Origin of the sequence: Desulfonema magnum (assembly GCF_017377395.1) — a bacterium.
GTDB lineage: Bacteria > Desulfobacterota > Desulfobacteria > Desulfobacterales > 4be13 > Desulfonema_C > Desulfonema_C magnum.
On sequence record NZ_CP061800.1, the window covers coordinates 1,223,907 to 1,247,523 of the forward strand.

Here is a 23,617-nt window from a genome sequence, read left to right on the forward strand (position 1 = left end):
ATAAAGAAAGGCTGAGGGGGAACCCTCAGCAAATCAGAGGTATTGTCCCGGGAGTCTCACGCCAATGCTCCGGAGTGCAAAAATTATATTTTTGCACTTGCGAAAAAATATTTTTCGCACTCCGGAGAGAACGCCGGAAAATTTGTTCAGTCTTAAAGTCACCAGCATTGGGGTCTCATGCAGGCCAACTCATGACCGGAACGGGCATCTGCTGTTTTGAGCCTGCCTGTCAGCAGAATTTGTCAGAATCAGTTTTCTCAGACCGATATTCTCAGTCAGAAGAGCCAAACTCTGAAAGAACTGGAAGCGATTGTTTTTTAAGGAATCAAAGACCTGATGATTTTCTGCAATTTCAAACACAAGACCGCGTAAAATTACATCTTGGTGAAACCGCCTGACCTGGCCTTTATCAGACCAGTTTGCTTAAAGCTCCTGTCACAGCATCATAATCAGGCTCATCAGCAATTTCTCTGACAATCTGTGTATGCTGAATAATGCCTTCACGATCCACGACAAATACTGCCCGCGCCAGCAAGCGAAGTTCTTTGATCAGCAGGCCATAATTTGAGCCAAATGCGGCATCACGGTGATCTGAAAGCGTGACAACTTTGTCAACGCCGGCTGCCCCGCACCATCGTTTCTGAGCAAAAGGCAGATCCATGCTGAGTGTGAGGATAACCACATCTGAACTGAGATTTCCTGCTTCCTGATTGAACCTCCGGGTCTGAATGTCACATACAGGCGTATCCAGGGAAGGAACCGAGGATATGACACAGATTTTCCCCTGGTAGGATGAAAACCTGACAGGTGAAAGATCATTGTCAATAACTTCAAACTCGGGGGCCAGGTCTCCCTTTTTCAGCTCTTTTCCCAGCAAAGTGAGCGGATTTCCCTTCATAGTAATAATTTCTGTACGTTCTTCCATTTTTACCTCTCTTTCATTTTATGAAAGTGTTTTGTGATTTGCAATTTGCCCTGACTTTCATTGTTCGTTGTGGCCGGCAGATCATGGCCGTTTATATGAAAGTGTCAGGTGTTAAGTGTTAAGTGTTAGGAAAAACAGTAAAACTTTCATCATTCGTTGTGACCGGCAGGTCATGGCCGTTTATATGAAAGTTTTAAGTGTTAGGTGTTAGGTGTTAAGCATTAGGAAAAACTGAAAAAAATTCATCATTTGTTGTGACCTGGAACTCATGGCCGTCTATATGAAAGTGTTAGGTGTCAGGTGTTAAGTGTTAGGAAAAACAGCAAAATTTTCATCATTCGTTGTGACTGGCAGATCATGCCTGTTTATATGAAAGTGTCAGGTGTTAAGTGTTAGGTGTCAGGAAAAACAGTAAAACTTTCATCATTCGTTGTGAGCGGCAGGTTATGCCCGTTTATGTGAAAGTCAGCAGATCGAAAAGTTTTCGGGCTGTCGCGGGACAGACACGGCGAACGGGGGAGAAACCCGGGTCTTTCCCGCGGGGGGAGCCTTCTGTCCGGGGAAAAAGCCGGGTTTCTTTGCCATGCGGCACACAATCCGGAAATTTTTCGATCTACTGAAAGTGATTTGTGATTTGTTTCCGGCTGTTATCGTTTATAAGGCTCGCAGAGCATGAAAGTTTATATGATTTCCATAGAAAAATCCTTTTTTTCGAGGATTTTCAAGCCAACTGCCAAATACCCCCTGAAGCGGCCGGTCTTTTTTTTTGTAATATGTCTGATTTCAGTTTTTATGAAGTCGGTCTGACTCAGTAATTCAATAGGATAATATTTCATCCTTAATACATCACCTATTTTCAGATAATTCAATATCACAGAATCCTCTTTTATCAGAATACAAAGCCCCCCGGGAGATATATCCTGAAGAATGAACTGATAAACAGACCCCACCTCTTCTATTGAAAATTGAACGCTGTAGTACTGCTCAATTATCGTTCTCGGTTCAACCCTTTTTTCAAAAAAATCATTTGGTTTCTGGCTGTTATCTTTCATGATATCGTAACAGAGTTCAGTTTTCAGTTTCGTCTCAAATTTTGGTCTTAAACTTTGGCTTTCAAGTTTCGAGTTTCGAGTTCCAAGTTTTGAGTTTTGAGTTTCAAGTTTCAAGTTTCAAGTTTCGAGTTCCAAGTTCCAAGTTCCAAGTTTCAAGTTTCGAGTTTCAAGTTTCAAGTTCCGAGTTTCAAGTTCCTTTCATCAGTTCTTTTAAGACATTCTGCATCTGCGGATTTAACGGTCTCCATTTGGGATGTATGGCTTTATCGTCATGCCACACAAATTCAACATTGTCGTATTTTTCCGGGATAAAATGTTTGCCTTCGGCTCCATATGTTTTGGCAGGATAGTATTCTACCCACAGCATACGATGCGGGTCAATGTTGAATTCTCTTGTAACACAGGTGGCAACATGACTGCTGCAACCTTTTACTGACATTTTACTTTCAGGTACATCTGAGACAACAATAATAATGGGTCTTAAATGGGCCAGACCTTTTGCGCCTGTTTTTTTAAGATCATAGATGCGAAGCCTGCAACTGCCGCTTCCGAGCCTGAGCTTCCGGCCCCATCCTTCCCAGGAATATATATCATCATGTATAAGCATAGGGAAACTCCTTATTTTTGATGATCAGATTTTTTGATGTGTCGGGTTCGGATTTGTAAAAATTGCTTACTGACCGAGAATTGCCAAAACCCGGCAAGATAAAAATAGCTTATAAGACTCATTTTCGTCAAGCTTTTTCCATTTCATGTTTTTATTTCAAGCTGAAATTCATCCGTCTTACAGGCAGTTAAATCCCCGGTCATAAATTTTCGGACATAAGACCCCGGAGGTTTTTAAGATTTCGGAGGTCTCTGATGCTTGATAAGCAAGTTTTTCTGGTCTGTTCCGAACGGACCGTCTGTCATTTTGTTTGACTGAGTTCACACTGAACGGAATGACAGAAAAAAATTTGATTATCAAATGATAGCAAAAACTTTTAGCCGTGTTTAAGATCGAAAAAACTCCGTGATTTTGTTAAGAAATTGTTTGGCAAGCGTTTCTTTGTCTATTTTCTTCGCCTCATTCTCATCTTTCTTTTCTTCCATATCTATTTTCCGCTTCGTCAGAACTTCGCTGAGACGCCTGGAAATTTCAGGCTGGCGTTTGATTAAAGGATAAATATGTTCTTTTGTTATCTCAAAAAGATGGGTATCTGAAATCGCGACAATTGTGGCTGTTCTGGGTTCACCAGTGAGAAGCGCCATCTCACCCACAAAATTTCCTGTTCCCAGACGGGCAACCTCAATATCCTTATCTCCGGACCGGGAAAGCACTCGTATGCTCAGGGCACCTTCTGCGATAATAAACAAAGAATCTCCGTCATCTCCCTGACGGACCACCTCCTGTTCAGGCCGGAAATAATGGCTTTTCATTCTCTTACTGATATAGGCTTTGTCTTCATTGGAAAACGGCTTAAATATGGATATTCTCTTTAAAATGGCGAGCCGTCCGCCATCCTTGTCCTCTTTCCGGTCTTCCCTGGGCTTTATCAGGCTCATCTGAACCTCGTGACGTTCCATGATATGTCGGATTCCGGCCTGTTTCAGATGGGTCCAGACATTCAGCCAGATCATTTCATTATGGGCAAATTTTTTTCCATAATCTTCCACATAAATAGACATCAGATAATTTGCAGCCCATGATTCGCTTTGCCCTGTCATGCCCGCGGTGAGTCCCAGAAAACGAGTGGCCGGGGGAATCCGCTTTGAAATCCCCTGGGTGGAGAGGGCTGCGTCAAGGAGAACTTTTTTGACCCGCTCCGGCGGATGAGAAGGATCAACATGGATGGTAAAATATTTCCAGTAGCCATTATCAGGATAGCTGAAGTTTTCAATGGGGGACTCTGACGCGTCTTTGTTCGGAATACATAAAATGGTGTCATCCCTTGTTTGCAGACGGGTCGTCCGCCAGTTAATATCCACCACTTTTCCTTCGGTAAAATTGCCGACTTTTATCCAGTCGTCAATTTTAAAGGGACGTTCAATGTTCATGGCAATACCGGAAAAAATATTTGAAATATTGACCTGAAGTGCCAGACCGATGATCATTGCCAGCACACCGCCGGTAGCCAGAAGGCTGGTGAGTTTCTGATCAAACACAAACGCGATAATTGCCATGACCGCCAGGATATAAAAAATCAGGGACATCAGACGGCGTATGATATTGGGTATAGGCTGCCCGGTACGATTTTCAGCAGGCTGCCATATAAACCGTTCCATTGCCACCGTCAGAAAGAAGGCGGATATGAGCCACCAAAACACATCAAATGTCACGACAATGATTTTAAAATAAGCGGTAGTCAGTTGTTCTGCCAGATGATCCAGCAAAAAAACCTCCAGGGACAGAAGCAGAAGATACATGAAAAAAACTTGAAAAAACCAGACAAGCTGTGAATATTCTTTAAAATTTGGCAGGGGGGGCGGAGCGCCGCCACTGACAAAATAAGCAAGGGCCAATGTCATCATGAAGCTGACAACCATGACATAGCCTGCGAATTTATTCGGCATAATTCGTCGAACAGTGATAACATCCTCAGCAATTCTGATTCCGAAATTGAATCGGGAATACTCAAGGGTTCCGCCCCGGACATTAAAATGCTGGGGGTTGCCCAACAAATCCTTTTCTGCAATATCCTGAAAAAACCAGACCTTATTCATTTTCCACCCATATGTGGGACTCAGCACGTCATCCCTTTTCATTTTTTCCAAAAGGTCTGTATCGTTCTTCAGTCTCATACCAAGCACGTCCTTCACAAGAATCAGATTATTTCGATCCATGGCCCGGGGACGAAAACTGATTCCCAGTATATGCTGACCAAAAATATGAAGATTGGGAAGAAAATCCGCACGAAATTTTCCTTTGACATGGTAGAGACGGTAATTTAGCTGATTTATTGTTTTTTTGTGGGCGGGTGTCTCCAACAGAATCGGCTCGGCCGCATTGAGAAATTCAATGTCCTGTACATTGATATCCCCCTGATACCGGAACCACAGATAAAAATCCAGCTGATAGGTAAAATCTTTGGGGTTAATGTCGCTGATCTCATTGATTTTGATACCCGTATAGACGACATTTGTTTTGTAAGAATACCTGCCATTGAACATCAGTATCTGAGCCTCTTCCACTTTTTTTTCAAAGTCAGGAACCTGATGGATATTCGGTATGACCCGGAACTGGGTCAGTGAGGATATAAGCCTCTGATTTTTATATGTTCCCATGAAAATGGCTTTCTGAGAATCCCCGGTTTCATCAAAATAGTTATATCCGGTGACGCCTTCTATCGCGTCATATATATTGTTCAGATTTTTAATCCAATCTTTTATTTTTTCCCGGTCGTCCTCTATGTTGGCAGGCTTTCCCTGAATCTTTGTATTTTTTATGGCTTCGACGATCACCATTACCGTATCGTATGCAAAAGCAGCATGCCATCCCGGATCTTCCTTGTATTTCGCCACATATGCCTGCTTGAATTTCAGACCTTTTTCATTAGTGGTGTCAAATATCAGGGGGGTGGTTACATAAATGCCATCCGTGTAAAAACCAGGATTGCTTCTTTCTTTTGGAAAATTGATAAAAGCCTGCTGAAATGCCTCAGAGGCAAAAGCATCCGGAGCCAGTATGGGATTTTTGATGAGCGCGTCCTTCATTTTTTTTATAAGTCTGACCCCCTCTCCGGCATGGGTTGAAATAAAAATCGCACCGGCATCCTCTTTATAGCGCAGCTCATTAATAATCTGCTCCAAATCCTGTTCCAGGAATTCGCTGTTCACCTCGAACTCCCATTTGTATTTTATATCAACATTGATGGCTTTGGCAGTGTCCTCAAACACGCTCGCAAGATAAGCTCCATATGGATCATCTTCATGAATGATGCTGACCGTGTTTTTTCCTAAAACCTTTTTTGCGTAGGACGCAAGAAACCGTCCCTGGATATTGTCGTTAAACGAAGACCTGAAATACCATTCATTATCCTCAGTAACCCTGACATTGGTGGACGCGGGACTGATAGCGGGAATACCGTATTTTTTATACAGACCCCCCGCATTGATGGAGCAGGAACTGTAATGATGTCCGATAACAGCCACAGCACGATTTTGGTTTACAATTTCAAGGGCTTTTTTCTTAGCCTCTCTCGGATTGTTTTGATCATCAAAAACATCCAAAATAATTTTTTTGCCATTCACACCGCCTTTCTGATTGATCTCATTCAGATACTGTCTGATTCCCCGGAGGAAAAATTTTCCCACCGAGGACTGATCCCCGCTCATGGGACCCACCATGGCAATATGTATGGTATCTTCTTTAAAAAATTTTTTATAAATACCCCAAATAAGTCCGAACAAAACTGCCAGAATTAAAAGGATAAGAAAAATTTTGGTAATTTTTTTTTGCATAAACTGTTGCCCGTTGATTTTGAAAAGAATTTCTCAAATTTTTCAATTTTGTGATTGTGTATAGATCACCTTTGCAGTTTGTTCAAGCAAACAGTTGAAATTTTTTATAACCTGGGTCATCAGTCAGAACGAAACACTGGCAAAGGCATCCCTCGATGCCCGGCAAATTAGAATTTTGTCGCTTCAGGCGGGATATGTCCCAACTTTTTCGAATTTTTTCATCTGCTGAACATGAAAATTTCAGAAATTTTTTCCTAACACCTAACACCTAACACCTAACACCCAGCACACCTAACACCCGCATTAACAAAGCCCATATGGATTTCACTTTGTGAACCTGTTCTTTGAAAAATCCTTCAATGTTCCAGGACATCCCATCAGTCCATATGAAAATTGCAGCCAGACTTATCACCAGTGTGGCCAGAATAAGCAGAGATGTTCTGATTCGGGGCCGAACCCCGATTTTTTGGGACGGAATGGGCAAATCAGCATCCCTCATATCAAACCTTTGATATTCATCCTCTGCCCGTTTTCGGATTCTTTCCCAGCGGATTTCCGCTTTTTCAATTCTGTCCAATAAGCTTCCTACGTTTATGTATTCCGCATGTTTTTCACAAATCACGTTTTCAATGTTTTTTTCTTCGCATTTTAATAAAAAATGGTAATCAAAGCGATGTTCACATCCCGGACTGCAAATACAGGGAATTTTTTCTCTGAAACGAATCTTTCTGATGGTTTTGTGAATGATGGCAAAATGAGAACGAATAACAGCTAAAAAATCCTTTTTTGCAGGACCCTCAATCTGAATCACGATAATCTTGGTATAGGGCCGGATGCTGATTCTTGCCCGGGCATCTTTGTATTTAAAATAAGCACCCTCACGCCAGCAGAGTTTTTCACCGTCACGCTCGGCCAGAAATTCGTTCATCCGCACAATCAGACGGGTGACCACCCCCGCGGGCAAAAACTCATAATGATACTCAAACTGAAGAAAATTATAAGGATTCCAATCGTATGTAACTTCTTTGGGTGATAAGAACTCCACAACAATGTGACGTCCTCTTTCGTTCAGCGGAAAAATCAGTTCAAAATTGGCCATCAGTCGCAGAATGGTCGTATATTTGTTTCGGGGGTACAACGTCTGATCCCGCCATATCCCAGGCAGATCTCTGTTGTACAAAATGCCGTTACGTTCCTGAACAATCTTAGCATCCAATACTTTGTAAACCGCGTCCGTTCCCCATTCCGGATTAAGAATAATTGTATTTCTTAAAAGGATATCATTCTGAAAATGCAAAATAATTCCCAAATCATGAAGATAGCGGCTCAGTGTCCTGGCCTCGCTGTCCTCAATGCCGGCCTTTTCGCAGACTTCCAGGTATTTTTTATGTGAAATATAATATCTGGACGTGGCTTTCAGGGCCTTGCGAACCGTCAGCCAGAAAGAGGGCCAGAATGTCCCCATCAGCGGCAGTTTCCACGCCTGTTTACAAATAAGCGTCCGCAGGGCTTTGATACCGGTGCCGTTTTTGGCGCTGACTTTCACTGATGCGGCAATCTGAGGATAACGCTGTTTTAATTCATGAAAGTTCAAATCGTTGCTTCGCTCGTCCGCTTTGTTCATCACAATCAGAATCGGGCTGTCCTCGGCAAAAGTTTCAATGGCATTCAGCCAGTAGTCAATCCGGCTGTTTTCCTCTTCCTGGCATGCGTCCCAGACCAGCAGATAAAGCGAACGCCGGGTCAGAAAAAACTGGTGGGTGGCATGGTAGATTTCCTGACCTCCGAAATCCCAGACATTGAGAGTCATCCGGATTTTGGTCTTATCCGGTCCGGTAATTTTCCATGGCTGAATGTTAATTCCCCGGGTGCTTTTCTGGTCTTCGGAATATTCATTTTTTGTCAGCCGCTTTGTCAGACAGGTTTTGCCCACTCCGCCCTGACCCACAACCATGACCTTGCCTTCATAAAGAGGTTGCCCCCCTTTGCCTGATTCTTGCAGATAATCTCTGATCGCGGAAAGTCCCTGACTGGCGATTTCCGGGGGAGGAAACCGGAGAGGATTTTTATCCAAACTGAGATGGGTCAGCTTTTCCAACTGAGCAATCTCTTTGGGAATGTCTTTGAGTTCGTTGACATCTAAACAAAGTAACGTGAGATTCCTGAGATGAGAAATCGTTCCGGGGATCATTTTCAGTTGATTGGCACTTAAATTCAGTTCTGTGAGGTTTTCAACCTGAGCGATTTCATCAGGAAGTTTATCCAGATAATTGGAATCCAGATAAAGCAAAGTAAGATTTCTGAGCCGGGCAATCTCTTTCGGCAATGTCCTCAGATGATTAAAGCTTACATTCAGTTCCGTGAGATTTCTGAGCCGACCAATTTCTCCGGGAAGTTCCGTCATCTGATTGGAACCTAAATAAAGCCGGGTAAGGTTTGTGAGTTGCGTAATTCCTTTGGGGAATTCTTTTAGCTGATTGGAACTTAAATCGAGAATGTTCAAGTTTTCAAGCCGGGCGATTCCCTCGGGCAGTTCTTTCAGATGGTTATAACTCAGATAAAGCCGGGAAAGGTTTCTGATCTGGCCGATTTCCCCGGGCAGTTCTTTCAACTGATTATAACTCAGATAAAGCCGGGTAAGATTTCTGAGCTGGCCGATTCCTCCGGGCAGTTTACACAACTGGTTGGAATTTAAATAAAGCCGGGAAAGATTCCTGAGCTGGGCAATTTCCTCGGGCAGTTCTTTCAGTTGGTTATAACTCAGATAAAGCCGGGAAAGATTTCTGAGCTGGCCGATTTCCCCGGGCAGTTCTTTCAATCCTCTGACTACCAGAACCTGTAATGAGGAGAGCCTGCCAATCTCTGGCGGAAGGTGAGTAATTTCCTGATCAGATAAATCAAGTTCGACAGCCTGTTTTCTTTCCGCGTTTCGAATAATTTTTAATACGTCTTCATGGAACACGTTTCACTCCTCTTGACTTGAAATTTGAACTTGAAATTTGAACTCAGATCCGCGGGGGCAGCATATTTGTAGCATTCATCATGCCGGGCCGGCCAGGCCCATACGCATCAGGCTAAGGACATAACATTCTGATTTCATCGGAACCGGTCCGGGAGACAGCCGAAAGGCAGAACCTTTATTTTCGGGCGTTCCGGAATCATAAAAATCCTTAGCCTGATGCATATGCCGGCCAGACCCTGTAAATGCGGCATATTCGCAGCATGATTTGCTACAAATATACCGCTCTTACGGGGGACTTGGCGGGGGGAGCCTGCAAATCTGTTGCTACAAATATGCCGCTCTTACAGAGTTTGGTCTGCCCTCCCCTAAATTCGTTATAATCAGTCAAGTTCCGAGTTCCGAGTTCCGTGTTTCAAGTTTCGAGTTTCAAATTTCGAGTTTCGAGTTTCAAGTTTCGAGTTTCGAGTTTCAAGTTTCGAGTTTCAAGTTTCAAGTTTCAAATTTCTGAAAGGCTGTTGGTTTTATGATTTTTTTTTGGGATTTATAACAGAAGTTATTATTTTCTGAAATTTCTGATACAGTTTTTTGTGCTGAGGTTCCCCGAACTCTGACTTATTTTCAGTCATCAGTGATTTTACATGAACTGAAGGATCAAGTTCAATGGAATATTTATTCTCTGTTTTTTCCCGGATTCGTTGTTCCCGGACCTCTGATTTTTCTATGGTGTCCAGCAGTTTTTTCACGTTTACCTCTTCAACAAATACCTCACACGTCTGGGTGATTTTTCCTTTTTCCTCGCATTTCAGCAAAAAATTGTAATCAAAACGATAGTCACATCCGGGATTGCAACCACAGGGGATTTTTTCTTTAAACCGGATTTTTCTGATGGTCTTATGGAGGGCGTCAAAATGAGAACGGATCATGCTCAGAAATTCCCGTCTTTCATTACCGGAAATCTGGATTCTCGCAATTTTGGTATAAGCATTGATTCTGACCATGGCCTGACTTTCGCCGTGTTTAAAATAAGCCCCTTCACGCCAGCAAAGTTTTTTACCGCCGCGTTCGATTAAAGATTTATGCATCCGCACAATCAGACGGGTAATTAAGCCGGCAGGCAGGAACTCATAATGATACTCGAATTGCAGGCAGCCTTCGGGATTCCACTCATATTCGCCTTTTCTGGGAGGCAGAAGTTCGGTGACGATATGACGATTCCCTTTGTCAAAAGGAAATGCCAGCTCGAAGTTCGCCATCAGCCGCAGAATGGCCGCATACTTGTCTGGCGGGTATAATGCTTTGTCCGTCCATATTTTAGGCAGATCGCTGTTATGCAAAATACCGTTTCGTTTCTGAACCACATTGGCGTCCAGAACTTTATAAACCGCATCTGTTCCCCATCCCGGTTTAAGAATAATCGTATCTTTTAAAAGCGCGTCATCCTGAAAATGGAGAACAATCCCCAAGTCATGCAGATAGCGGCTCAGGGTTTTTGCTTCGCTTTCCTCAATATCAAGTTTTTTACAAATTTGCAGGTAATTATCATATGGTATGTGATAATCGGGCGTTGCTTTCAGCGTGCTGCGGACTGCCAGCCAGGAAGAGGGCCAGAACGTGCCCATGAGCGGAAGTTCCCATGCCTGCGTCTCAATAAGCTTTTGCAAAATTTCAATGCCGGTTCCGTTTTTGGCACTGACCTTCCCTGATGCGATAATCTGGGGATAACGTTGTTTCAGCCCGCTGAGATTCAGTTCCCTGGTCCGTTCATCTGATTTGTTCATCACAATCAGGATCGGACTGTCTTCGGCAAACGTATCTATGATATTCAGCCAATAGTCAATACGGTCATGCTCATCTTCCTGGCGTGCGTCCCATACCAGGACATAAAGGGAATGGCGGGTGAGGAAAAACTGGTGAGTGGCATGATATATCTCCTGGCCTCCGAAATCCCAGACATTCAGGGTCATCCGGGTTTTTTCCTCGTCAGGAGCGTTTATTTCCCAGGATTGGATCCGGATTCCCTGAGTGGTGGCCTGTTTTTCAGAGTATCTGTTCTGAATCAGGCGTTCCATGAGACAGGTTTTCCCCACACCTCCCTGTCCCACGATCATCAGCTTTGCTTCATAAAGAATCTGGCCCCCTTTGTCTGATTTTTTTAAATAATTCGTGACCGCCGGCAACCCCCGGGCCACGATCTCCATAGGCGGAAACGTCAGGGGATTCTGATCCAGTTCAAGAATTTTCAGCTTTTTCAGATGAATAATTTCCGTGGGCAGTCTGTTCATCTGATTGGAGGTCAGGTCAAGTATCGTGAGATTTTTCAACTGAACAATCTCTCTGGGCAGTTCTGCCACCTGATTGAAACTTAAATCAAGCCGGAAGAGATTTTTTAGCTGAACAATATGTTTTGGAAATTCAGTTAGCTGATTAGAATTCAGATCCAGCTGGGTGAGATTTTTTAAATGAACAATCTCCCTGGGTAGTTCGCGCAGCTGATTGGAACCCAAATAAAGCACAAAAAGATTCCTGAGCCGGCCGATTTCCCGCGGCAGTTGTGTAATGTTTCGATGGGACAAATCCAGCACCACAGATTGTTCTTTTTCTGCTTTGCGGATGATTTCAACTAGTTCTTCTTGCGTCATATCTTGTGCAGCCTGTCTGTGAACGAATAGTTATAGGGATGCGGTCTCTCTCCGGCCCTTTTCTTTAAGCAGGTTTTAGGGAACACGAAATAAATAATATACCCGATACAAAAAACGTAGGGTGGGTGGAGCGAAGCGCAACCCGCCTTGTGCGGTGGGTTGCGCTTCGCTCCACCCACCCTACACCCTACACCAGGTATTTTATTTTTGGGGAAATCCTTTAAGAGTTTGGCACTCCGGATAATACAGTTTTCCGTGTGGTTACGGATAAAAAAATTTTACTTACCATAGTTTTCTAAGATACCATTTTTTAACTTTGGGCGGTAATATTCGGTTCGTCGGCTTTGCCCCGCTCGGATACTGGTCTTCCATTTTTTCTTCAAGCCTTTTCTGACGAAGTTCTGATTTTTCGATGTTGTCCAATAATTGTTCCACCTGAACTTCTTCAACGGAAATCTGACACGTCTGGGTCATTTTTCCTTTTTCTTCACATTTTAACAAAAAATTGTAATCAAAACGATATCTGCATCCGGGGCTACAGATACAGGGGATTTTTTCCTTGAAACGAATCTTTTTTATGGTCTTGTGAAGCGCTGCAAAATGAGAACGAATGAGCATCAGCAATTCCTGCTTGTTGGCACCGTAAATTTGGATTAACGCGATTTTGTCATATGGATTGATTCTGACCATGGCCTGGCTCCCTCTGTATTTAAAATAAGCGCCTTCACGCCAACAGAGGTGTTTGCCCTCCCGCTGAATTAAAAAATCATGCATTCGCACAATCAGACGGGTAATCAGACCCGCAGGCAGGAATTCATAATGATATTCAAATTGCAGAAAATCCCGCGGGGGATGCCAATCGTATTCAGCTTCCCTCGAAGGCAGAAGTTCGGCTACAACATGACCATCCCCTCTGTCAATGGGAAAAGCCAGTTCAAATTTAGCCATCAGGCGCAAAATGGTCGCATATTTTTTCCGGGGATATAATTCCGGGTCTTTCCATATATTCGGCAGGTCCTTGTTGTACAGAATGCCGTTTCTTGCCTGAACCACTCGGGAATCCAAAACCTTGTAAACCGCGTCCGTCCCCCATTCCGGCTTGAGGATAATTGTTTTTTTTAAAAGATCATCATCCTGAAAATGCAGAATGATTCCAAGATCATGCAGGTAATGACTCAGGGACCTGGCTTCATTTTCCTCAATGTCATATTGTGTGCAGCGATCCAGATACTCCTGATAAGGCATCTGATATCGGGTGTCTGTTTCCAGGGTTCTGCGGACAGACACCCAGGAAGGGGGCCAGAATGTTCCCATTAATGGCAGTTTCCACGCCTGCTTTCGGATAAAATTTTTCAGAGGAACCATGCCGGCACCGGTCTTCGCACTGACCCTTCCGGATACGACAAGCTGGGGGCATCGTTGTTTTAAGTCATTAAAATTTAAATGTTTGATCCGTTCATCGGATTTGTTCATTACCAGCAGAATCGGGCTTTCTTCAGCAAAGGTTTCTATGGTTTTAAGCCAGTAGTCAATCCTGCCGTATTCTTCTTCCTGGCGCGCGTCCCAGACCAGAATATAAAGAGACCGCTGGGTGAGGAAAAACTGATGCGTGGCATGGTAAATCTCCTGCCCTCCGAAATCCCAGACATTCAGAATCATCTGTGTTTCAAAATCATCAGGTGCGCTTATCTCCCAGGGATGAATGTCAATTCCTTCCGTTGTGATCTGACCTTCCGAGTATTTATCCATGGTCAGCCGTCTCATCAGACAGGTTTTGCCCACTCCGCCCTGGCCCAGGATTAAAAGTTTGCCTTCATACAGGGTTTGCCCGCCCTTGCTCATTTTTTTGAAATAATCCACAATGGCAGGCAGTCCCTGACTGGCGATTTCCACGGGGGGCAACGTCAGAGGGTTGTCATCCACTTCAAGACGTTTCAGCTTTTCCAATTCGGCAATTTCCCTGGGCAGTTCGGTCAGCAGGTTAAAGCTTATATCAAGATAAAAAAGATTTTTAAGGTGAATAATTTGTCCGGGCAGTTCAATAAGCTGGTTGAAACCAATATAAAGATAGATGAGACTTTTGAGTTCAAATATTTGTTTAGGAAATTCAACGAGCTGATTATAACTCAGATTGAGAAAAGTAAGATTCTTAAGCTCTGAAATTCTTCTGGGCAGTTTTATCAGAAGATTATTTTTTAAATCAAGCTGTTGGAGATTCGTAAGATGTGCAATTTCCTCGGGCAGTTCTGTGAGCCGGTTCTTCATTAAATAAAGCTGAGTGAGATTTCTAAGCTGCGCGATATTTCCGGGCAGTCTGCTCAGTTGGTTGCAATTTAAATTCAGTTGTCTGAGATTTTTGAGTTCTGCAATTTTTACAGGAAGTTCCATTAACTTATTGTTTTTTAAATCAAGTTGTATAAGCTTTTTAAGTTCTGAAATTTCCAGGGGCAGTTCCCTGAGCTGATTGTTTTTTAAGTCAAGCTGCATGAGATTTTTAAGCTGTGTAATCTCTTTGGGTACTTTTGCCAGCTGATTGAAACTCAGATTAAGAAAAGTAAGATTTCCAAGCTGTGCAAATTCTTCAGGTAATGCTTTCAGTTTGTTGTTACTTAAAGAAATTTGGGTGAGATTTCTGAGCCGCGCGATTTCTCTGGGCACTTGTGTCAGTTTGTTGTAGCTTAAATCAAGTATCCTGAGATTTTTGAGCTGCGCAATTTCTCCGGGAACCTCGGTCAGTTCATTGTAGCTTAAATCAAGTATTTTGAGATTGGTGAGCCGGGTTATTTTCTTTGGCAGTTTTTTAATTCCGCGTTTTGACAGATCGAGTTCGATGGTCTCCCTCCTTTCTGCTCGAGGCACATTTGATCTTTTTGGTTTTCTAATAAACAGCCCCTCTTTTACCTTGTTTTTTCTTAACAATATACAATGAATTGTAACAATAACGAGTTTGCTATTGAAAAATTGGGGACAAGCTTTTCATCATAATGTACCGTCATGATTTTCCTTCTTTTGATTTAAATCTTATAGGAAAGCAGGCGTTTTCCCTCAAAAATGATAATGTTAAATTCGGAGAGCTTATTCTCAAAATCTGTGCGGGAAGAAGGGAAGCCGCGTTCTCATAAGCACATAGGAGCCATGACCCGGGAGCCTCTATGGAATAATTACCCGGATTAGCAGCTGGCACAGGACCCGAATATTCGGTCATATTTTTCCGTATCCCATAATTTAAAAAAATTTTATCATCTTTTTTCACCAACAACAAGAAATTATATACAGCCATGAAAAAATTTTCATACCCGATCATAACAAATTAAATTTTTTAATAAATTTAGTTTTTAGGGGGGTATCCTCACGCTGACAGAATAATATGAATCATCATTCATTTTTTCAAGGAGGAGTGCGTTCATATCCGGTCCGACACTTAAAAAGATGCCTCAAAGTTCTTGCCAATCATTTTTTTAGATGTTAATTTGTATGAAGGTGTTAGGTGTTAGGTGTTAGGTGTCAGCACAAACTAAAACTTTCGTTTTTATCGCGAGCAACAGGCCACGGAGCGTTGTTTATAAATCAGTGTACATTTGATATGAAATATTTTTACAATGTGTTCAGGCCGAACAGGAAATTTTATAATTTCCCATAAAAGAAGCAAGAGATGTTTTCCCCTGATTCCTAATTTTCACTACAGGGATTTTGTATAAGAACAGGATGGTAAGAAGAAAAATTTTGCATTTTTCTTATAAATTCAGTTTGTTATCATATGTCCTTGTATTATTGGCTGAATTTTATAATTTTCGGCACTGGTTCCGTTCAATGGGAAAGCTCGTAAAAACAGATGGTTATATGAACAGACCAAAAGTCGGCCAAACTGCTGTTTTTTCAAACAAATTCGATAAATTTCCCTGAAAAATCCCATTGAACGGAACCAGTGCCTAATTTTCCAGACTGTAAAAAAATTCAAAATTTAAATATTTAGAGTGATAACAAACTGATATGTTTAAAGATAAAAAAGTCATCGTTGTCATGCCTGCTTATAATGCGGCACCGACCCTTCGTAAGACCTATGATGAGGTAATGGCGCAGGATATCGTTGATCTGGTGATTGTGGTGGATGATGCCAGCCGTGATGAAACCGTGGCCATTGCAAAAACCCTTCCGAACACAGTGGTTTATCCTCATGAAACCAATCTGGGATACGGCGGTAATCAGAAATCGTGTTACAGGATAGCCCTTGAAGAGGGCGGTGATATCATTATCATGGTTCATCCGGATTATCAATATACTCCCCGGCTGATTCCGGCCATGGCATCCATGATCGGGAACGGGCTTTATCAATGTGTGCTGGGGTCCAGGATTCTCGGAGGCCATGCGTTAGGAGGCGGAATGCCTGTCTGGAAATATCTGGCAAACAGATTTCTCACGTTTGTCGAAAACATGCTTCTGGGCGCCAAGCTTTCCGAATATCACACAGGATACCGGGCATTTTCCCGGGAACTGCTGGAACAGCTGCCTCTTGAAGTCAATTCCGATGACTTTGTGTTTGATAATCAGATGCTCGCCCAGATTATCTGGTTTGGTCATATCGTGGCCGAAGTCAGCTGCCCCACAAAATATTTCCCCGAAGCTTCATCCATAAACCTGTCACGAAGCATCAAATATGGTTTCGGATGTCTGGAAACCGCGATGATCTTTTTTCTTTCAAAGATGGGGCTTGTTCGTTCAGTATTATTTCCTGCCAAACTGTGACGTTGGCACTCCGGACGCTGATGATGACTCTCAATTATTGCCTGCCAAACTGTAACTTTGGCACTCCGGAACGCTGATGAAAAAATCTCCTTGAATTTACAGAGGAATATTTGAAGGGACCGGGTAACTCCGTCCCGATTTTATAAAGGATCGCTGTAAATGGAAGTCAGAAATTCAGGCTGGCGGATTAAGATATTGCCGATATGTTTTATATTTATCCTTACCATCATATTTTTTCATCCTGTTATTTTTCAGGGGAAAACATTTTATGCGTTTGACACGCTGTTGCAATATCTGCCCTGGTCCTCTGACGCGCCGCCTGATTTCAGGGCAAACAATACACTGATAACAGATCCGGTCAATGTTTTTTATCCGTATTATAATCTTATTAAAAAGTGCATCCGTTCAGGAACGCTTTGCTTTTGGAAAGATTATATTCTTTGCGGTATTCCGACATCTCCGACAGGAAATCCCATTATATTCTTTTTTTATCTTCTTTTTTCCGAATCATCTGCCCACGATCTGCTGTTATGGCTTCATTTGTTCGGGGCAGGCTTGTTTATGTTCCTATACCTCACAGAAACGGGGCTGAGAACCTGCTCTGCTCTGATGGGTGCAATTGTCTGGATGTTCAACGGATATGTAATGGTATGGTTTGAATTCCAGAATATCATCATCCTGGCCCCCTCATTGGCAGCTTCCCTGTATTATTTTGAACGCTGGCTGAAAACAAGAGCCATACTTTACTGTCTCTGCGTTTCCTGTGCGCTCGCACTGTCAATATCTGTCGGCTGCGCCCAGCCCAATATATACCAGTTCATTTTTGCCTGTTCTTATTTTATTTTTCGATATGTATGGATGAGAAGAAACCATGCTGATTTCAGAAAAGCAGGCAGACATGAATTAATAAGCTTGGGACTGGCAATTTTTATGGGAATACTTATATGTTCAAACTTTTTATTTGCCAATATCTCCACGCTTCATGAAGGCTCACATCGTCAGGGATTCTCGTTTGAAGAACTTTATAAGCACACAGGAAAACTTCCTCCCAAATATCTGACAACCCTTATATATCCTGATTTCTTCGGAAGTCCTGCGGGTAACAGAATAAGTTTCCCTCCGAAAATCAGAGGCGCACAACCTTATAACAACTATAATGAATTGTGCATATATTTCGGAATCATACCGCTTTTCCTTATACTTACCTGCCTTCCCTGTTTATTAAAACGTAAAGAATATATACCCTTTTATTTTTTTACTGCTCTTATCACCCTGACAATGGCAATGGGAAGCATTCTTTATTATCCGCTGGCAAAATTTATTCCGGGTCTGAATTTGTCCGCTCCGCTAAGAATCCTCTATATTTTCGCATGTTGTGTTTCAGTGCTGAGTGCATTGGGTGCTGATATTTTGCTGTCTGAAGGAGATAAAGAAAAAAGGTCTTTTATAGTATTGTGGACGCTGCTGCTCGGTACAGCGGTTGTACTATATTTATTTGTCCGGACTGACACAGGTATGAAATGGGCCGCAGCTTCTGTAAATTGGAGCGACTGGCATCAGGTGCGCGGTATCTTTCAAAACCATTTCTCTTTTTCGTCTCCGATCATATCAAAACCGCTCGGGCTTGTTTTCATATCATATCTCTGTCTTATGTCCGTCCTGCTTTATCGAAAAAAACAGTCAGGAAATATTTTTCTTTTTCTGACGTTCCTTATATTGTCTTATGATCTGATTTCATTCGGACTGACATATAACACCGCATCACACAGGAACCTTGAATTTCCCCGGACAGAGGCCATACGATTTCTCAAACAGGATAAATCTCCATACAGAATCATTACCTATGGGAATTTTATGCATAATTCTTTGGCTCCCTTTGGCATTCAGGATGCCGGGGGATATTCTTCCTTTTATCTCAGACGCTATGGCGAATTTTTGCATCTGAGCCAGCATGGTCATAATATTCCATTACCTGATAAGTTCAGCAGATGGACCTACTTCAATACATTCGGTTCTCCGCTCCTTGATCTGATCAACGTGAAATATCTGCTGCTGCCTCCGTCCATGTCGGTGAATTCTCCCAAGGTGGAACTGGTCTATGAGAATGAGATAAAAATTTATGAAAATAAAGATGCGTTTCCGAGGGCATTCTTTGTTTCTGAGTATCAGTTCTGCAATGATCGAGAATCGGCTTATGAAATGATGGCGTCGTATTCTCTGGAAGATTTTAACAAAAAGGTGATACTGGAATCTTTGCTGCCAGAGGATTTTCAGAAAAACAGTATTTCTGAAAATAAAACTGAGCCGCGTGTCAGCCTTATCTCTTATCATCCCGGGAAAATAGAAATCAGCATTTCAACAGATCAGAACGGATTTTTAGTTTTAAGTGATAATTATCATCCGAGCTGGACAGCGGAAACTGACGGAATGAAAACAGAGGTGCTGCGGGCCAACTACATCATGCAGGCTGTCCCGGTAAGCCCCGGAAACCATAAAATCGTGTTTAAATTTTATCCGAAATTACGAGTGACGGGTCTGTTTATGACTGCCGCGGGATGGCTTGTCCTTGTTGTGCTGATAGCATTTTCTTTTGTCAGCAGAAGCAAGCAACTGGTTTTGACACGCTCACACAATACAGCGATTTAAAAAAAGAGTTGTCGCTCCGGAGTGCCAAACTTGCAGTTTGGCATGTTTGGAAACCGGAGACGCTGCCAAACTGCAAGTTCGTGTCCGGGAAGAAACCCGGCTTTTTATCCGGATAAGGCATCTTCCGCCGCAGGAAAAAGCCGGGTTTTTCCGCTGCCTTTTTTCGATCTGCTGAGTTTGGCATGTTTGGAAACCGGAGACGCTGCCAAACTGGCACGTTTGTGTCCGGGAAGAAACCCGGCTTTTTCTCCGGATAAGGCATCTTCCGCCGCAGGAAAAAGCCGGGTTTCTCCGCTGCCTTTTTTCGATCTGCTGAGTTTGGCATGTTTGGAAACCGGAGACGCTGCCAAACTGCAAGTTTGGCACTCCGGATAATAAAAGGGCCAAACTGTAAGTTTGGCACTCCGGATAATTCAGCGTTTAATCCCTGACAACATTCTTTTTGAACGGATGACTGATAATATCCCAAAATTTCATCGGAATTTTCATATTAACCCAAGAAAAAATCGGAATTTTTGATATATTGTTATTTATATACGACAAAAAAGTGTAAATCAGCGCTTCCTTTGTCTGCTTTGGAAGTCTGCCAGTCAGCTGAGGCACTTTTCTGCCTCTTAACTGCTCCATAAAGTAAACACTTTTAACACCTGATTTTTTCTTTTTAAACTGCCCGATTTGGGAAAAAAGCAGTCTTTCAATAGGAAGATCGCCAACAATATCAATATATGCTGAATCACATGCCTGCTCCAGAATCCTGGCTGCCTTTTTATTTTTGGCAATGACCACAGACAGACCTGCCTTGTCATCAGACATTTCAGGGAGCCATGCGTCACCAAAGCATAAATCCGCATTTTCTCCGATAACATCAGTACATGTGGTACATCTGTCCGGATTAAAAAAATTGTTTGTCCACGGGATCAGAAAGCTTCTTCGGCTGAATATATGTGTCTGACCATCTTTGGTCACCACGGTCATTTTTCCGGGCCAGCCATGGGAACGGAATTTGATATCTCGGATATCCTCAAGCTCAATATTATGCTGCTTTAACGCATACCTGGTAAGTTCAAGTGTGGCATTTCTTCCGCAAAAGAGGGAAAAGGTGAGAGGAATCTGGTGTTGTAATCTCGGGATACGCTGTTTGGCATAAAAGATTCCGTTCATCTGACATGGAATTCCCACAAACACATACTTTTTATTTCTTTTTTCCCTGTCCTGCCAAATATCTCTTACTGTTCGGCAGGCAGGAACCGGGATGTATTTTGATCCCTGAGCTTCCAGAATTTCTTCAGAGGAGGTTGCGATGAATGTCTCCGGTTCAAGAGGATGATTTTTTTTGAACCTTGTCACAACCGCACCGTCAGTTTGTCCGGATGTCAGAAGATACTGCAACAGAGCCGTGACTGCTCCTCCGCTGCTGGAGTGATACTGCGTTTTCCTATCCGAAGCTTTGACCACATAAATTTTGAAATACTGCCCGATAAGTTCATGATATGATGCAGAATCATCTGATTTATCCGGGATGCGAATTTTACGACCCGGACACACAGAAATACAGATACTTTTGCAGTCTTTACATTTATCAGGTCCTGCCGGCCAGTAGTTTCCGACGCTGTCACGGATCATCTCAATTCGTCGGTGCGGGCATACTGCCTCGCATACGCCGCACTGACAGCAGAGATATCTCGGCACATCTGATATGACGGTATTATTCATGAAACAAACATCTCCTTTTTCATTATCAGCAGATGGAAAGCACCTTGAACGATCTCGTTCCCACGCTTCGCGTGGGAATGCAGAACAGACGCTTCGCGTCACGAAGCTCCCCGCGGCGGGGAATTTTCCATCTGCTGATTATCAGCAGATCAGAAAATTTTGATTCCCGCCCGCCTCAGCTTTGCTCACCTGGGAAAGCATTTCCGACAAATTTGTCAGTTCCCCGGAGCGGCTCAGGGGGCTTTCCTGAACCAGACGCTCTGTTATCATCCGCAGATCGAAAATTTTTGCACTCCGGATTTATGAAACTTTCTGATTTGCTGGTAATAATTTATCAATATGCCTTCTGAACAAGATGAACAACATCCCCCCCAGCAATGGAATGATAATGCCGCTGACCGACCGCGACAATAAAGCGATAATGATTCCCTGTTCATTTGTAAGGCCCAGCCAGTTGAGAAAATACACAAAAGCCCCTTCTCTTAATCCCAAAGAGTTTATTGAAAGCGGCAGGGCTGAGATTAACATGATGAGCGGGGCCACAAGAAAGAGACTGCCAAAGGAAAGTGTGACATCCAGTGTAAGCCCGTAAAAAAAAATAATGACGATCAGAAGTGCCTGGAACATAACTCCCAAAAAAAGGGTGAACAGCACAATCTTTCTGTTGATCATTATTTGGTTGAATTCATCGAGCATACTGACAAGTTTGAGAACATACTTGTTTTTTATTTTGTCTTTAAAATCAGTTTTTTCTGAAAGCAGGGCCGGCAGTCTCCTTTCAATCAGCACTATAATCGCGGTAATACTGAAACCCGAATAAATCAGAGCCACCCAGAAAACGCTTTGGGAACGGATAATATGGTGGGATACAATCAGCCCCATTGTAAGAATCACGCCCATGGCCAAAAAACCAAATACCCTTGTCAGCAGAACGCTGACAACGGATTTGCTGCCGGATTTGCAGAATTTATGAATATCGTGCATTTTATACACATCTCCGCCCATATCAGAGGGAAGAAACACATTGAAAAACTGCCCCACAATTTGTGAATAAGCAAGTCTCCACAGAGGAATGCTGTTATCCCTCAGCAATGCCATCCAGCGATAGGCGTTAAGCCACACTGCCCCCAGATGCAGCAATATCGGAACCGCAAGCCATGAGATATTGATATCAGACAACACTTTTCCCAATTCTCTGAAATTGAGGGATGACAGCAGCCAGGCAATCAATATCAGCAGAACAAAAGTCTGTAACCCATGAATGAATCGTGAACGCTGAGTATTTTTAGCCATAGATAAACTTACGCACAAGTTTTGATGTGACCAATTCTCTTTCTGCCAGATTTCTTACGCCTTTGATGACTTTTTCCTTATAAATATCCCGCTTATTCCAAATTTCCGATATCTTGCGATACACAGCATCTTCAGTGAAATTATCAAAAGAGACTGTTGCTTCGGGAATATTGAGTTCATTAAAGAAACTGGCCACTTTTTTATTATAAACAATACCGACCATGGGAGTATGTGCTGCTGAGGCAAAAATCAGTGAATGCATCCGCATCCCGATAAACAGCTCAAACTGTGAAATAACAGCGGCGATTTCATTTGGCAGATGATTTTCTTTCGGAATATAGTGAACGCGTTGCCGATGCCTTACAATATTGCGAATCTGATCGAAAATTTTGCCTTCGATATCGGTCGGGACAAGTACAATATTAACATCAAGATTGTCAATCAGGCGATCAGCAATTTTTGCAACAATGGAAATAAAGGAAGCAGTATTCATAGATGCTCCCCCCTTCTGCACCATAAAATCAACAAAGCTGTTCACATTGATACCGATAAGGGGCTTGTTCAGATCAATTTCATACTTGTCGCAGATTTCTTTGGCTCTGGAGATCGGGGCAAGCTTCATTCGCAATGCCGGATCCGCCGCAAGCGCCCTGTGCGGAGGAACGCCTCCTATTGACTGTGCCAGGGTCAGACTGTCCTGATCTCTTGTCGTCATAATTGAAACACATCTGAGGACCTTGCGCATCACGGACCGCCCGAACCCCGTATTCAGGGGGCCGACGCCCACGCCATACAACACCACAGGTTTCCCAAGCATTTTTGCATAAGGGAGAATAAATCGGAAATTGAGCAAATAGCTGAATACAGGATTCCACAGCTTTTTATCAAAGAAAACTCCGCCTCGTATCAAAATCCAGTCACAACGGCGAAGGTTAAGCAAAACAGGCAATCCCATAAAGTTCAGGCTCAGATTCCACGGCATCATATCAACACGCGTTATTGCGGAATGATGTTCAGGAAAATATGCTTTTATATCCGGGTTGAGAACCGAATATAAGTCAAACTTCGCTGAAGGATCAATTTCCGCAATCTCAGACATTATCACATCAAGTGAAGCCGTGTCGCCCATGTTTCTTCCGGAAAATTGTTCCAATACGGCTATTCTTGCCATTTCAACACCTCCTTTGATTTTTTCTGGCACGCT

General features: G+C 42.9%; 15 protein-coding genes. 4 read left to right on the forward strand and 11 right to left on the reverse strand.

What is annotated here, in order from left to right; all coding sequences use genetic code 11:
• Positions 1–409: 409 nt before the first annotated feature.
• From tpx to dnm_RS04920, 5 genes are all read right to left on the reverse strand, one after another.
• Positions 410–925: a thiol peroxidase gene (tpx, locus tag dnm_RS04900; RefSeq protein ID WP_207681584.1), complete on the reverse strand. Its 516-nt coding sequence runs from the start codon at positions 923–925 to the stop codon at positions 410–412.
• A gap of 680 nt (positions 926–1,605) precedes the next feature.
• Entirely contained in the window at positions 1,606–2,091 is a 486-nt protein-coding gene (locus tag dnm_RS04905) for a PilZ domain-containing protein (protein WP_207681585.1), read from the reverse strand.
• A 73-nt stretch (positions 2,092–2,164) separates the two neighbouring features.
• Positions 2,165–2,584, reverse strand: coding sequence for a hypothetical protein (locus dnm_RS04910; protein WP_207681586.1), 420 nt, complete (start codon positions 2,582–2,584; stop codon positions 2,165–2,167).
• Between the two features lie 386 nt (positions 2,585–2,970).
• Complete coding sequence (locus tag dnm_RS04915; RefSeq protein ID WP_207681587.1) at positions 2,971–6,417, reverse strand: ABC transporter substrate-binding protein; 3,447 nt, start codon at positions 6,415–6,417, stop codon at positions 2,971–2,973.
• A 268-nt stretch (positions 6,418–6,685) separates the two neighbouring features.
• Positions 6,686–9,379 (reverse strand): leucine-rich repeat domain-containing protein, encoded by a 2,694-nt coding sequence (locus tag dnm_RS04920; protein ID WP_207681588.1) that lies wholly within the window; start codon positions 9,377–9,379, stop codon positions 6,686–6,688.
• Positions 9,380–9,644: 265 nt separating this feature from the next.
• Here dnm_RS04920 and dnm_RS04925 point away from each other — a divergent pair, with 265 nt between their 5' ends.
• Complete coding sequence (locus dnm_RS04925) at positions 9,645–9,887, forward strand: hypothetical protein (protein ID WP_207681589.1); 243 nt, start codon at positions 9,645–9,647, stop codon at positions 9,885–9,887.
• Between the two features lie 13 nt (positions 9,888–9,900).
• On the opposite strand, the gene dnm_RS04930 is transcribed toward dnm_RS04925, so the two are convergent.
• Both dnm_RS04930 and dnm_RS04935 read right to left on the reverse strand, forming a co-directional pair.
• Positions 9,901–12,018: a COR domain-containing protein gene (locus dnm_RS04930; RefSeq protein WP_207681590.1), complete on the reverse strand. Its 2,118-nt coding sequence runs from the start codon at positions 12,016–12,018 to the stop codon at positions 9,901–9,903.
• A gap of 282 nt (positions 12,019–12,300) precedes the next feature.
• A complete protein-coding gene (locus tag dnm_RS04935) occupies positions 12,301–14,877 on the reverse strand; it encodes a COR domain-containing protein (protein WP_207681591.1) in 2,577 nt (858 codons plus the stop codon).
• Between the two features lie 1,131 nt (positions 14,878–16,008).
• Here dnm_RS04935 and dnm_RS04940 point away from each other — a divergent pair.
• The gene (locus tag dnm_RS04940; RefSeq protein WP_207681592.1) at positions 16,009–16,761 is read left to right on the forward strand and encodes a glycosyltransferase family 2 protein; all 753 of its coding nucleotides are present in this window, start codon (positions 16,009–16,011) and stop codon (positions 16,759–16,761) included.
• 159 nt (positions 16,762–16,920) lie between these two features.
• The gene (locus dnm_RS04945; RefSeq protein ID WP_207681593.1) at positions 16,921–19,407 is read left to right on the forward strand and encodes a YfhO family protein; all 2,487 of its coding nucleotides are present in this window, start codon (positions 16,921–16,923) and stop codon (positions 19,405–19,407) included.
• Between the two features lie 104 nt (positions 19,408–19,511).
• On the opposite strand, the gene dnm_RS04950 is transcribed toward dnm_RS04945, so the two are convergent.
• Both dnm_RS04950 and dnm_RS04955 read right to left on the reverse strand, forming a co-directional pair.
• Positions 19,512–19,757, reverse strand: coding sequence for a hypothetical protein (locus dnm_RS04950; RefSeq protein ID WP_207681594.1), 246 nt, complete (start codon positions 19,755–19,757; stop codon positions 19,512–19,514).
• Between the two features lie 70 nt (positions 19,758–19,827).
• Positions 19,828–21,120: a Coenzyme F420 hydrogenase/dehydrogenase, beta subunit C-terminal domain gene (locus dnm_RS04955; RefSeq protein ID WP_207681595.1), complete on the reverse strand. Its 1,293-nt coding sequence runs from the start codon at positions 21,118–21,120 to the stop codon at positions 19,828–19,830.
• On the opposite strand from dnm_RS04955, the gene dnm_RS04960 reads away from it, so the two are divergent.
• Complete coding sequence (locus dnm_RS04960) at positions 21,119–21,283, forward strand: hypothetical protein (protein WP_207681596.1); 165 nt, start codon at positions 21,119–21,121, stop codon at positions 21,281–21,283. The genes dnm_RS04955 and dnm_RS04960 overlap by 2 nt on opposite strands.
• Positions 21,284–21,420: 137 nt before the next feature.
• On the opposite strand, the gene dnm_RS04965 is transcribed toward dnm_RS04960, so the two are convergent.
• Positions 21,421–22,413, reverse strand: a complete 993-nt coding sequence (locus tag dnm_RS04965; RefSeq protein ID WP_207681597.1) for a lysylphosphatidylglycerol synthase transmembrane domain-containing protein — start codon at positions 22,411–22,413, stop codon at positions 21,421–21,423.
• Entirely contained in the window at positions 22,406–23,584 is a 1,179-nt protein-coding gene (locus dnm_RS04970) for a polysaccharide pyruvyl transferase family protein (RefSeq protein WP_207681598.1), read from the reverse strand. Before dnm_RS04970 ends, dnm_RS04965 begins: the two co-directional genes overlap by 8 nt.
• Positions 23,585–23,617 lie beyond the last annotated feature (33 nt).